At 31.0% G+C, this 12236-nt stretch carries 12 protein-coding genes; 3 read left to right on the top strand and 9 right to left on the bottom strand.

The annotated features are described in order from the left end of the window. Positions 1–47: 47 nt before the first annotated feature. Complete coding sequence (locus ACKTSU_RS04795) at positions 48–356, top strand: tRNA-binding protein (protein WP_408035213.1); 309 nt, start codon at positions 48–50, stop codon at positions 354–356. 153 nt (positions 357–509) lie between these two features. Then, positions 510–1184 (top strand): hypothetical protein, encoded by a 675-nt coding sequence (locus ACKTSU_RS04790; RefSeq protein ID WP_408035212.1) that lies wholly within the window; start codon positions 510–512, stop codon positions 1182–1184. Between the two features lie 18 nt (positions 1185–1202). Here ACKTSU_RS04790 and ACKTSU_RS04785 read toward each other — a convergent pair whose 3' ends face one another. From ACKTSU_RS04785 to ACKTSU_RS04775, 3 genes are read right to left on the bottom strand one after another with little or no spacing between them, the layout of a single operon-like run. Then, complete coding sequence (locus ACKTSU_RS04785) at positions 1203–1556, bottom strand: hypothetical protein (protein ID WP_408035211.1); 354 nt, start codon at positions 1554–1556, stop codon at positions 1203–1205. A 6-nt stretch (positions 1557–1562) separates the two neighbouring features. Then, positions 1563–1871: a hypothetical protein gene (locus ACKTSU_RS04780; protein ID WP_408035210.1), complete on the bottom strand. Its 309-nt coding sequence runs from the start codon at positions 1869–1871 to the stop codon at positions 1563–1565. Then, complete coding sequence (locus ACKTSU_RS04775; RefSeq protein ID WP_408035209.1) at positions 1858–3171, bottom strand: NAD(P)/FAD-dependent oxidoreductase; 1314 nt, start codon at positions 3169–3171, stop codon at positions 1858–1860. The genes ACKTSU_RS04780 and ACKTSU_RS04775 overlap by 14 nt, the downstream gene beginning before the upstream one ends. Before the next feature lie 122 nt (positions 3172–3293). Here ACKTSU_RS04775 and ACKTSU_RS04770 point away from each other — a divergent pair, with 122 nt between their 5' ends. Next, the gene (locus tag ACKTSU_RS04770; protein WP_408035208.1) at positions 3294–3728 is read left to right on the top strand and encodes a DUF7738 domain-containing protein; all 435 of its coding nucleotides are present in this window, start codon (positions 3294–3296) and stop codon (positions 3726–3728) included. On the opposite strand, the gene ACKTSU_RS04765 is transcribed toward ACKTSU_RS04770, so the two are convergent. The 6 genes from ACKTSU_RS04765 to ACKTSU_RS04740 form a co-directional block, all read right to left on the bottom strand. Then, a complete protein-coding gene (locus tag ACKTSU_RS04765; RefSeq protein ID WP_408035207.1) occupies positions 3723–4250 on the bottom strand; it encodes a hypothetical protein in 528 nt (175 codons plus the stop codon). The genes ACKTSU_RS04770 and ACKTSU_RS04765 overlap by 6 nt on opposite strands. Next, positions 4251–4673, bottom strand: coding sequence for a secondary thiamine-phosphate synthase enzyme YjbQ (locus ACKTSU_RS04760; RefSeq protein WP_408035206.1), 423 nt, complete (start codon positions 4671–4673; stop codon positions 4251–4253). A 9-nt stretch (positions 4674–4682) separates the two neighbouring features. Beyond that, positions 4683–5432: a LytR/AlgR family response regulator transcription factor gene (locus ACKTSU_RS04755; protein WP_408035205.1), complete on the bottom strand. Its 750-nt coding sequence runs from the start codon at positions 5430–5432 to the stop codon at positions 4683–4685. 2 nt (positions 5433–5434) lie between these two features. Next, entirely contained in the window at positions 5435–8350 is a 2916-nt protein-coding gene (locus ACKTSU_RS04750; RefSeq protein WP_408035204.1) for a sensor histidine kinase, read from the bottom strand. A gap of 261 nt (positions 8351–8611) precedes the next feature. Further along, entirely contained in the window at positions 8612–9922 is a 1311-nt protein-coding gene (locus ACKTSU_RS04745) for a hypothetical protein (protein WP_408035203.1), read from the bottom strand. A gap of 85 nt (positions 9923–10007) precedes the next feature. Beyond that, positions 10008–12173: a choice-of-anchor D domain-containing protein gene (locus ACKTSU_RS04740; RefSeq protein WP_408035202.1), complete on the bottom strand. Its 2166-nt coding sequence runs from the start codon at positions 12171–12173 to the stop codon at positions 10008–10010. Positions 12174–12236: the final 63 nt, after the last annotated feature.

Here is a 12236-nt window from a genome sequence, read left to right as displayed (position 1 = left end):
ATATTTATGGAGTCTTCAGAAGAAAAAAATTAGAATGAAATAACATTATGAAAGTTGAAATGAGAGTAGGAACGATTATATCAGCAGAAGAATTTAAAGAAGCAAGAAATCCTGCTTATAAAATAGTCCTCGATTTTGAAGAATTCGGACAACGTAAAACTTCTGCACAAATAACTAAACTTTATAACGCCAAAGATATTATAGGAAAGCAAGTAATTGCAGTCGTTAATTTTCCACCAAAGCAAATTACAAATATTATGAGTGAATGCTTAATTTTAGGTGGAGTTGGAAAAAATAAAGAAGTGACTTTAATTCAACCTGAAAGAAAAGTTGAAAATGGAACTAAAATCGGATAAAAACTGTGCCTAACAATGGCTATAAGTAATTGTTTGTTCTCGCCTACTTCTGAAAGTCCTCGCGGATTTTCAGTTTGGTGTGTACTTGCAAAGTTTAGTGTGCTAACCCACGCAACGAAATTATACACAAACATGATATATACAATTTGAGAAATGAACAAGTTTGATAAAATTGGAATTGGATTAATCGCAATAGGATTTTTAATTCCATTTTTTGTTTTTATGGGAAGTATAATTGGTATTCCTGTTTTTATAATCGGAGCAATTACTCTTTCTTTCGGTAATCTCAAACTGAAACAAAAGTTATTATGGATTCTAACACCTTTGGTTTTGTTCTATCCGATTTCTAAAACCTTCAATGAAATTACATTCTATTTTACAGATATTCAAAAAGTTGACTTAATTCTACCAATTGACTTTAAAGGAACTGCAATAATTATTGACAACGCTGATTTTGGACAAAAATTTGACAAAAAGAATCGTCGGGAACAAATTGAATTTGACGACAATGGAATTGCCTTTTACCCAACTGAATTGAATTTACAAAGCTCTCGATTTAGGGTTTTTACTAAGCAAAAAAACGGAGATTTAAAGAGAATTTTGTTAAGTTCAAAAAGTTCTGACAAAACACAACTTCTCGGTTATGGAAAAAGTAGTTTTGAAATAAAAAATGATTCTACTAGAAAATATATTCCATATAATTTTTTAGCTATTGGAAATGATTCCATTAAGCATTTTGAATCAAAAGAAAAATGCGAACTGATTGAATTAATTAAAAAAGGAGAAATAAAAACTGTGTACAACACCGTGTCTTATAAAAAGCACTAATTCTGTTTTTCAAAATATTTATTCCTTTTTCTGAAGAAAATAAAAAACTACGCCACCCATAAAATATAAGAATACATCAATAAAGTCAGCGGTGTATCTTGGATGAAACTTAGGTAGTAAATATTCAAAAATAACTCCGTAGAAAGCACAGATATACATAATTACACCAATAGGGATTGTATAATTTTTATCTCCTCTACTCCATCGTAAAATAAAAAGACAGATAGTCAAAACAATCGGTAGTATTAAAAAATCATTTACATAATTATTAACGATTTTAGGTAGTGTAATTTCAAATTGCTGAGCGAGATAAATAAAGCTTCCTACAGAAACTGAAATATAGAAGTAATATGGAAGTATCCTTTTTTGCATACGCTCTTATCCAGCTGCTACCATTGCTATAAACCATGCAATTAACGCTCCTATGGCACTTACCAATAAATACGCCGAGTATAAAATCCAACCAACAATACGATACAACCAAAACGAATGTTTTTTTAAGCGTTCTGCCAAGTTTGGGTTTTCTATTTCATACTTTACTTTTTGAAGCTCTTCTTCTTTATATGCTGCTACTTTTTGTTCTTGTTTCTTTTCAAAAGAAATTAACGTATTACAATTTTTACAGTAATCGCTATTCTTATTAAAAACTCCACAGTTTGGACATTTAACGTTTCTAGTAATTGCCATTTTCTTGTTCTTTAAAGCTGTATTTATTTTTCTTTTTATACGGACGAATAATCAACCTTGTTTCACGATCAAAACGAATGTAATTATACACCCAATTCATAAACACTACTGCTTTATTTCTAAATCCAATAAGTGAAAACAAGTGCACAAACATCCATACAAACCAAGCAAAAAATCCTTGAAACTTCCATTTAGGTAAATCAACAACGGCTTTGTTTCTTCCAATAGTCGCCATTGATCCTTTGTCTTTATACTTAAATGGTTTTTGTTTTTTCTTCTTTAATTTCGCTATGATATTTTTCCCCAACAACCTTCCTTGTTGAATCGCTGGTTGTGCCATCATAGGGTGTCCACTTTCATAATCTTTGGTTTCCATACACGCTACATCTCCAATAGCGTATATGTTATCATAACCAATTATTTTGTTGTATTCATCTACTTTAAATCGATTGGCTCTTTCAATTACACATTCTTCGGCTAAACCATTAACAGCAGCTCCTTTTACTCCTGCTGCCCAAATAACAGTTTGGGCTTTAAAATGGTCTTCGCTATTGGTTGTTACCGTTTCTCCGTCATAATCTAATACCCGTAAATTTTTCCAAACGTCAACTCCTAGTTTTATTAAAAAATCTTCTGATTTTTCTGAAGAAGCTTCACTCATCCCTTTTAATAACTCTCCTGAACTTTGAATGAGATTAATTTTCATTTCTCGAATATCCAAATCAGGGTAATCTTTAGGAAGAATTCCTTTTTTCATTTCGGCTAATGCTCCTGCTAACTCTACTCCGGTTGGCCCTCCTCCTACAATAACAAAGTTCATTAACGCTCTTCGTTTTTCTAAATCGGTAACTAATAATGCCTCTTCAAAGTTTTCTAAAACTAAACTACGAATATTCAATGCCTGCGGAACCGATTTCATTTCCATCGCATATTTTTGAATATTGGTATTTCCGAAGAAATTTGTAGTAGATCCTGTGGCAAGAATTAACTCGTCATACTCCAAATTACCTATCGTAGTTTCTACAATTTGTTTCTCTGCATTTATACCCGTAACTTTAGCTAACCGAAAATAAAAATTCTCAATATCGTTAAACCTTTTCCTTAAAGGAAATGCTATACTATCTGGCTCTAATCCGCCTGTAGCTACTTGATACAATAAAGGCTGAAATGTATGGTAATTGTGTTTATCGATTAAAACAACTTGTAATTCTTGATTTTCTAATGCTCTTGCAGCTGCCAATCCTGCGAATCCACCTCCTACAATAATAACTCGAGGAAAACTCGTTTGAGGTATGTTCATTATTAATTAGGGTTTTATAAGTAATTAGCAAATTTAACTAAAAGAGAAAGGAGTTTCTTAAAAATTATTTTTTAGTTTTACATTTCATCCCTTAAATTCATTAACCTAATAAAACAACTACTATGCTTAATTTCTTCAAGAAAAAAAAGGTAAAAAATTTAGTTATTGAATGCGATACAGATGTGATTCATGTAAACAATAAACCCCTAACTTTTCCTACAAATTACAGTACTTTAATTCAAGTATTGGGTAAGCCTAGTAGAGAATTAAAAAAGAGTAACGAGTACATGATTTGGGATAAGCACGGTATTTTCTGTGGTTATACGGATAAGGATAATATTTTATCTATAAACGTTTATCAAAATAAAATAGACCGAAGCGAATACAACACTAAAAAGCAATTTAAAGGAAAGCTTATTTTAAATAATGAAGAAATTACCAACAACGAGTTCGGTAAAATTCCGTTAGGTAAAGTTGCTATTCACAGACTAGGTAGAGAAAGTGACACGCGCTTTGGCTTTAGTCTTGGTGTTAATAGAGATTACAAAGATTTATAACTCCTGCTTTAGTTGTTGTAGTGTTTTGTTTGTTGTTATGAGTTTGTCGATTATTATTTTTCTTAAAACATCTATATCTTCTTCATAGTATCGCGCCCACTTATACTCTTTAAACAAGGTTTGAATTTGTTTTAAGCGTTGATGTGCAAATTCTGAGGTCATTAAGAATTCTTTACACTCTTCGTCAGTTCGTATTCTTTTGATGTTTGCTTTACACTCTTGATAATCTACCTCTAGGTAAAACACTTTATCTGTACTATTCAGCGGATAAAAGTCTGACCAATTTGCATAGCCCACATAATATTTCTGATTTTTATAATGATCTATCCCTTGAATTTTCCATCGGCAGTTTGCAACCCTACCCCAGTGGTTTGAGTAACGAAAAACACCTTCTTCAGTGTAATAGTAATAGCTCCCCGATTTACTTTGAAAATGAGCTTTCATATCATCAAAAAAATTGATGTTTTGCATTTCAAACTCACAATAGGTACTTCTGTAAAAGTTAAATTTATGATACTTCATTTAATTTCCAAAAGCTGTTAGTACTACTTTCCTTCTACCTCCATAATTTCTGTGCTCTCCTAAATACACTCCTTGCCAAGTTCCTAAATTAAGTTTTCCATTGGTGATCGGAATCTGTACCTGACACCCTAACATCGAGCTTTTAATATGTGCAGGCATATCATCTGCTCCTTCATAATCATGCTTATAGTATAGCATATTTTCAGGAATCATTTTGTTGATATGCGACTCAAAATCCATTCGAACAGTCGGGTCAGCATTTTCGTTAATCGTTAAACTTGCTGATGTGTGTTTTATAAACACCTGAAACTGCCCTATCTTAATATTTTTAAGCTCTGGAAATGCTTCTAATAAAATATCTGTAATTAAATGGTAGCCTCTGTTAAATGCTGGTAATTGAATTTCTTTTTGATAAAATTGCATACCGCAAATCTAAAACACTTCTTTTATAATCTTTAGAAATTCTTGCTTTTTTGTTTTAGAAATAGGTATTGTTGTTTGATTTTGCATCAACAAAAAATCTCCATCTTTTTTTATAAACTTCTCTAAATAATGTAGATTTATTAAGAAAGACCTGTGGCACCTGAAAAATAAATTATTGCTTTGAAGTTGATTTTCGAAATATGATAACGGTTTACAAATAAGCTGCTTTTCTTTATTTGCCAAATGTACCTTTGTATACATACCATCTGCTTCTAAATACAAGATATCTTCATGAGATACAAAAATGATTTCTCCAGGAACTTCTAAAGCTATTTTATGTGACGATAAAGATTGAATTGCTTTTTTCAGCTCTGAAAATTGTGCTGAAACCTTTTTCTGCTCTATGTTTACTTTAGCCTTATTCATAGCTACTCGTAACTCTTCTCTATCAATAGGTTTCACTAAATAATCTATTGCCGACAACTTTAACGCATCTAACGCATATTGTTGATAGGCTGTTGTAAAAATTAATTGAAATTCGATAGGCTCAGTAATAAAGTCTAAAATTTCTAACCCTGAATACTCTGGCATTTCAATGTCAAGAAAAACAATATCAGGAGCATACTGATTTATTTCTTTTACTCCATTTAACAAGTTGTCAGCTGTAATAATACTTTTTATTTCAGGGAAGAATTCTGTAAGCATCGTTTCCATTACGCTACGTGCTTTTGCCTCATCATCAATTATTAACGCTTTCATTATTAAATTCTTTTTATTTTTAGTGTTACTACCGTTCCTGTAGCCTTATTATTTTCATCAACTTTATCTGTAAACTCTACTGAAATATCAAATAACTTTTCTTTCTTATATAGTGAAACTCGCTCTTGAGTTGCGTTCACAGCAAAAGATTTATGTCCTTGTCTTTTCTTATTAATTTCTGATGATTTTTCTCTTCCAATACCATCATCTTCTATAGTTACAATTAACAAATTAGTAGTCTTATTTTTAATTGTTATCCATAAATTCCCTTGTTCCTTTTTATGAACAAGTCCATGTTTTATGGCATTTTCTACAAACGGTTGTAAAAACAACGGTGGAACTTCAAATTGATCTTTATTTACATTTTTATCTACTAAGAAATGAACTTTAAATTTATTCTCAAATCGCAATTGTTCTAGTGCTATATAAATTTCTAGCGAATTGAGTTCTTCTTTAAGCGATATTACATTAACCCTACTATGATTCAAATACATTCTAATCAAGCGAGAAAATTTAACTAGATAATCGCTCGCTAAATATTTCTCGTTCTTCATTACATAATCTTGAATTGCTCCTAATGAATTAAAAATGAAATGAGGATTCATTTGTGAGCGTAAGTTCTCTAATCGTAACTTACTTATTCTACTAGCTAAAATCACTTTTTCTAATTCTCTTTCTCCTTCTTTCTCTTTCCATTGTAACTTAATTCGGTAATATATTACTACCGCTAAAACCGATGTAAAAAATACGGCAGCTATGAACCACCAATTCTCCCAAAAAGGTTTTTGAACAATAATTTTAACGCCTTTACTTTCTTCCCCAATACTTCCATCTAGACTTTTGGCTCTAAGTAAAAACTCATATTTTCCAGATGGAATTCCTATATACCTAACAACATCATCATTCAGTTCTGATGTCTGCCATTCAGTATTGAAACCCAAAAGTTTATATTGAAAAACATTTTTACTACTAGCTTTAAATCCGTTTGCATTAATATTAAATGTAATATCATTGGTTTTATAAGGTAGTTCATACTTTGCTTTTATTTCGTGCTCTTTACCTCCAATTTTAACATTGCTTATATAAGCTAATGGAGCTGTTTTAGGTTGCATTAAATCAGGAATAGATACATCTACTCTACATAAAAAATTATTTCCTGGCACCCATAAATGATCATTTTGAACAACTGGATGTTTAAACTTGATAGCACTTTTATCAGTTAAATTGATTGTTTTTATCAATTCTTTATCTGTATCATATCGCTGTATCCCTTTTTCAGTAACAATCCACAGAAAATTTTCTTTTCCTAAAATTCCTTTTATTTGAGATTGCAATAACCCCGTTGAATACGTAATACTGTCTGTGACTTTTCCAGCTTCTAATCCTAAGATTTTACCTCTTGTAGTTGCCCATATTTTGCCATTAACAGTTTGAGTGTATTCAGAAAAAATAATAGGCTTGTTTTGATAACTTACAGGAATAGTTTGTAGTTTCTTATTATAAACTACCGTTCCGTCAATGTAAGTTACGTAAATAAGTTTATTTTTAGAATCGTAATGAGTACTAATAGGTCTTTTACTCTCTAAAACTATATGCTCTTTATTTTTTGACAAATGGGTGTAAATAATAGCATGTCGATACGATAAATACACCAGCGAATCCTTACTTATTTGAGCAAAACCTTTAGCTGTTGTAAATTGACTCCCAACATTCGTAATTTTTTTACTCTTTAAATCATAAATATAGCTACTCGTTCCGTTGGTACTTATATATGCCCTATCGAGTGTTTTATCATATTTGATTCTATTTACCGGTCGCTGGTTCGGTAAATCCACAATTGTATAATTGTTATTCTGTGTATTATAATCTATTAAATTACCATTTTGGGTACCTAGTAACAAACGGTTTTCTGCTACAGCTTCTATTGAGATAATATCTTCTTTTATCTCTAAAAAACTCTTCTTTGTTATTCCTAAACTTGGTACTACAAAAACACCATTTTGAAGTGTAGTTAACCAATAATTGTTTTCATTATCTTTTAAAACATCCGTTATATGATAATCTTTAAAAATTTGTTCGGTATCATTAACTTTTATTTTTTCTGAAGTTCTATAAATTCCATTTGATGTTAATAACCAGTTTTTATGAAACTTCTTTGTATTGTATACCTGAGCTTTTTGAAAATTATTCGGAAGTTTTATAGAACTAATTTCTCTTGTATGAATATTAATTGAAAATGCTTTTGATACATCACTATCAAGTTTAACAACAATCTCATCAAACCACTGAAACATCTGAAAATTCTCTTCATCTAAAGAAAATCTTTTTTTATCACATTTTACTTTTTTGAAAACTGGTATTCCATCTTCTTCATAAACATGAGTAATCGTATTTGTTTCTTTTAAGTTGTAATAAAAAAAACCGTTTTCAGATTTTGCTATTTTAGAAACCTCAGCATTTAAGTCTTTTTTTACTGATCCTGTTTTTTTATCTATCTGATAACTCTTTCTCTGAGAAATAAAGAAAATATCATTTTTTAAAACCATTAAATGAGCAAAGGTTCCTTTTAACTCAATAGAAAAGTCTTTAAATAACTGTAGTTCTTTATTAACAACTTTATAAATATGTCCTGAAATTGTAGAACACCAAATCTGTCCCTCATCATCAATTTGTAAATTGAAGATACTTTTAGTGGTAGCAATCGGATTTTTCACCTTAATAAACTTTTTACCATTGTAGTAAAACAATCCTTGTTCTGCACCAACCCAAACAAGATTATCTTTATCTTGAATAGTATTAAAATTAGCCAGAGAAGCTAGACCATCATCCGATGTAAATTGTGTATAAAAAGGCTCTTGTGAAAAAATATTTTCAAAAAAAAGAAATACGAAAACAAGTATGTAAAAAGTTTTTTTCACAAGTTTAATAATACTTTAAAAAGGTGGCTATGCAATAATACGCAAAACACCACCTTTATTCACAACTGTTCTTAGTTTAAAATTCATTAATTAACTCCTATGATAGTCAATTTATAACCATTGAATGACTTTTCAATCCTTACTCTTTTTAACCAATAAAATTTACCTCTAAAAATTAATGGTATAAATAGGAATTTATGAACTGTATGAGTGTATCTTTTTTTTCCACTTCTTTTTTTTACATGAAGTTTCATTGTTATTTTAAGGCTTTGCGTCACACTTACAATATCCTCCGTAAGGTGCTCCTCCAGTTCGGCTAATTCCTTTAAAATAAACTTCTCCGTATTTTCCTCCCCCTGTATGATCTCTTCGTAAAATAAACTGTTGTAACATACACGCCCCATCAGAATTTTTCTGAACTACGGCTCCTACTACCCATTGGTACAAAGGAACCCCTGTTACTTTATGCTTTACTGTTGACCACTTGTTTGAAGTAACATATTGCTTTAAGTTCTTCATGCTTGTTTTACCGTAATAAGCATTCAAACCTTTGGTAGCAATTCCTATCAAACTACTGTTTAAACTACCTTTAGTTGGCATTTTTACTTTAGCTAATGCATCTCTTTCCGAATCTTTACGTAATTCTTCAAAAAGACCAAAGGTTGTTTTTTCAGTTAATTCAACATTTTTGTAATATTTTTTAATCTTTTCAGGATCTTTTGCTGCAATCACAAATTGTTTTGGTTGTGCATTATTCATCCACTTATGACCTTCTTTCTCATTTTTATGATATACTTCAGCACCAATTAATAATACACCTGGTTCTAATAAAAGTACATTTGCATTGGTCCACTCAGGTCCACCTCCCATACCGAATTGAAACTGAATATTTCCTTTATCGGCAGATTTTCTATAGTTTTCTGGCACTACTCCGTATCTTTTTTGGTCTGGAGTAAAAAACGCGTTTAACTGATATGTTGTTGGATCATATTCTATAGAAAAACCTTCATAAATATCTCCCGGATTACTATCAAAATGACTTGACGGATTTCTAACAAAATATTGTGATAAATGATAATAACCAGATAATTCCATTTTATCAGAGAAACCACCATCATAAGCAGGTAACTTTTTAAACTTTGTTCTGTTTAATAGATAAATTTGGTTGTCTTTAAACTTATTTTCTTCACTACTTTCTATTGGTGAAGGAATTTCATTCACAACTTTCCCTTTACTATTTTCTTTAGCTAACAAAGCCTCTTTTTCTGCTGCTTGCTTTTGTTGATACTCTTTGTACTTTTTAAAATAAAAATCTTGCTTTTCTTTATCATTAGGATACTTTTTAGCTAACTCTTTCTTAAACTCTTCATCAGAATACTCGTTAGTATTAGAGGTTGAACTACTATTTGAGCTTGTAGTTGGTTTTTCTATTGTTGAAGAAGCTTTCTCTTCTATTTTTTTAGTTACTTTTTGCTTAGCTTTCTTTAACATATTGCCAAACTGAGCATTTGCCGTTTGATGAAATAAAAAACTAGCGAAGAATAAACAAAGTAATGTTGTATATTTTTTCATCTCTATTATTGTTTTTACCTTGAAAAAGTCACCTGCTTTTACACAGGTAACTTTTTTTGAATTACTATTTAAAGGGAATGTTTTTTTATTGACATGCGGTTGTATTCCAACTAGCACTTGTAGGTTTTATCCATTGATTTGCTGCTGTGTTTGGTGGATTTAAAGGATCAAATCCAGCATCGTGCTGTATACATGTTAAATTAGGATTTCTGTCTGCAACCATGTAAATAAAATTTACATTATTACCATTGGCTACATTTAAACTAGATAGGTTGTTATCTCTAACATGCAAGCTTCTAATTTTTGAATTAGCAGAAATATCTAAACTTGTTAAATTGTTGTTGTAAACAATTAAACTTCTTAAATCTGGGTACATAGAAACATCTAACGAACTAATTTGATTTTGCTCTAAGTATAAAGATTTTAAACTATTTGCAGTTGTTGGTAACAATAAGGTTGAAATATTATTATCACCACACTGAAAGTTACCTAAACTTGAGTGGTTTGTTAAATCGATTGAACTTATATTATTCTGCTTAATTAATATTGTTTGTAAAGCAGTATTAGCTGAAAGATCTAATGAAGTTAAGTTATTATTATTTAACGATAAATGTGTTATTGCTGTGTTTTGGCTTAAATCTATACTAGTTAGAGAATTGTTCATTGCATGAAATTGTGAAATATTTACAAAAGCCTCTAAACCTGTTACATCAGCTATATTAAGTCCATCAACACGAATAACACCTGTGTAAGCTTGTGCTTCTGAAACCTGAATTTCAGAGTCAGCATTAGTATTAATAGCATTATTAGTAACTAAAGCCGTTTTAAAATTAGCGTCTGGTATATTAACCACATTACCTGTTGCGGCTTGTAAACCCTTACCTGTTACAACAATAGCATATCTTGGTTTTGTAGGGTCATTATTTTCTACAAGTATCGTTGCATTTTTTTGTCCTTCAGATTGTGGTGTAAAACGTGCTGTTATAACATAAGAGCTATTTGGCGCAATCGTTTGAGGTGCTGATACATTTATTAAAGTAAAATTATTAGCATCAGCTCCTCCACTCACACTTATATTGCTTACCTCTAAATTGCCTTGACCATTATTTTGAACTTCAAAAGTTAAATCATTTCCAGAATTTCCTACTGTTACATCACCAAAATTTAATCCTGTTTCGCTAAAAGCTATTGCAGGTTGCGCTGGCGCTGTTCCTGTTCCATTCATTCCTAAAAACACATCACTATCATTAGAATTATTTAAAAGCCTAATAGACCCTGAAGCAAACCCTTCTGAACTTGGAGTAAATTTAACTTCAAAAGTATATGTATCACCTGGGGCAATAGTTCTTATTAATGAACTTGTTCCTCCTACCACTGAAAAATATGATGCGGTACTACCTCCTACTATATTTATATTAGTAATATCTAAATCAGCATTTCCTGTGTTACTAATAGTAATGTTTTTAGATAATTCTTGACCTACTTCTACATTACCAAAAGCAATTGGCGACTCACTAAATGTCATTACTGGTTCTGCTACCGCAGTACCTTTACCATCTAACGCTATAACTTTTACACCAACGTTTGTTGTTATCTCTAAACTAGCCGTTTTATTCCCTTCTGTTGTTGGAGCAAACGTTACCGAAACCGTTTTTGTACCTCCTACAGCTAACGTTTCTGCTGTTGCAGCCGTTGTAAATTCAGATGCATTTGTTCCTTTTACCTCAAAAGCAGTAATTTCTAAATCGGCATCTCCGCTATTTGTTATGGTGAATGTAGCATCATCTGTTTGGTTAATTTCTACATCTCCAAAAGATAAAGTTGTTACATTTAAATCTACAGTTGGTAGTGGTTTTGGCTCTGCAACTCCTGTTACTGTTACTTCTTTTTTACCTATGTTAGTAGTAATTTCTAAAATAGCCTCTTTGTTTCCTTCAGTTAGAGGAGCAAAAGTAATTTCGAAGCTATAAGCCTCTCCTTTTCTAATTACTTTAGGAACTGCGCTTGTAGAAAAATCTGCTGCATCTGTTCCTTTTATAACAAACTCATCAATTTCTAAATCTGCTTCTCCTTTATTTGTTACTTCAAATGAATAACTAGTAGACTGCTCTACTTCTACTGTTCCGAAGTCTTTTTCTATTTGATCAATAGAAAATACTGCTGGAATAATTTCTTCATCTTTATCACAACTTGTGATACTTGCAAGTACAAAAAGAATAGCACCTGCATACATGGTAATTTTTTTTCTCATGTGTGTCTTTTTTTCTAATTTTTATTTTTTGCACTTCTATATAAAAGCGCTTTTCCCTTATTT

This window comes from Tenacibaculum aestuarii (assembly GCF_964510395.1).
Taxonomy (GTDB): Bacteria; Bacteroidota; Bacteroidia; order Flavobacteriales; family Flavobacteriaceae; genus Polaribacter; species Polaribacter aestuarii.
Note: the sequence above shows the minus strand (reverse complement) of the source record. Positions and strands in the feature narration are given on the sequence as shown.

Bases quoted from the DNA above. Each gene is read 5' to 3' on its own strand.
- ACKTSU_RS04795 (WP_408035213.1), top strand. From the start codon at position 48: ATGAAAGTTGAAATGAGAGTAGGAACGATTATATCAGCAGAAGAATTT.
- ACKTSU_RS04790 (WP_408035212.1), top strand. From the start codon at position 510: ATGAACAAGTTTGATAAAATTGGAATTGGATTAATCGCAATAGGATTT.
- ACKTSU_RS04785 (WP_408035211.1), bottom strand. From the start codon at position 1,556: ATGCAAAAAAGGATACTTCCATATTACTTCTATATTTCAGTTTCTGTA.
- ACKTSU_RS04780 (WP_408035210.1), bottom strand. From the start codon at position 1,871: ATGGCAATTACTAGAAACGTTAAATGTCCAAACTGTGGAGTTTTTAAT.
- ACKTSU_RS04775 (WP_408035209.1), bottom strand. From the start codon at position 3,171: ATGAACATACCTCAAACGAGTTTTCCTCGAGTTATTATTGTAGGAGGT.
- ACKTSU_RS04770 (WP_408035208.1), top strand. From the start codon at position 3,294: ATGCTTAATTTCTTCAAGAAAAAAAAGGTAAAAAATTTAGTTATTGAA.
- ACKTSU_RS04765 (WP_408035207.1), bottom strand. From the start codon at position 4,250: ATGAAGTATCATAAATTTAACTTTTACAGAAGTACCTATTGTGAGTTT.
- ACKTSU_RS04760 (WP_408035206.1), bottom strand. From the start codon at position 4,673: ATGCAATTTTATCAAAAAGAAATTCAATTACCAGCATTTAACAGAGGC.
- ACKTSU_RS04755 (WP_408035205.1), bottom strand. From the start codon at position 5,432: ATGAAAGCGTTAATAATTGATGATGAGGCAAAAGCACGTAGCGTAATG.
- ACKTSU_RS04745 (WP_408035203.1), bottom strand. From the start codon at position 9,922: ATGAAAAAATATACAACATTACTTTGTTTATTCTTCGCTAGTTTTTTA.
- ACKTSU_RS04740 (WP_408035202.1), bottom strand. From the start codon at position 12,173: ATGAGAAAAAAAATTACCATGTATGCAGGTGCTATTCTTTTTGTACTT.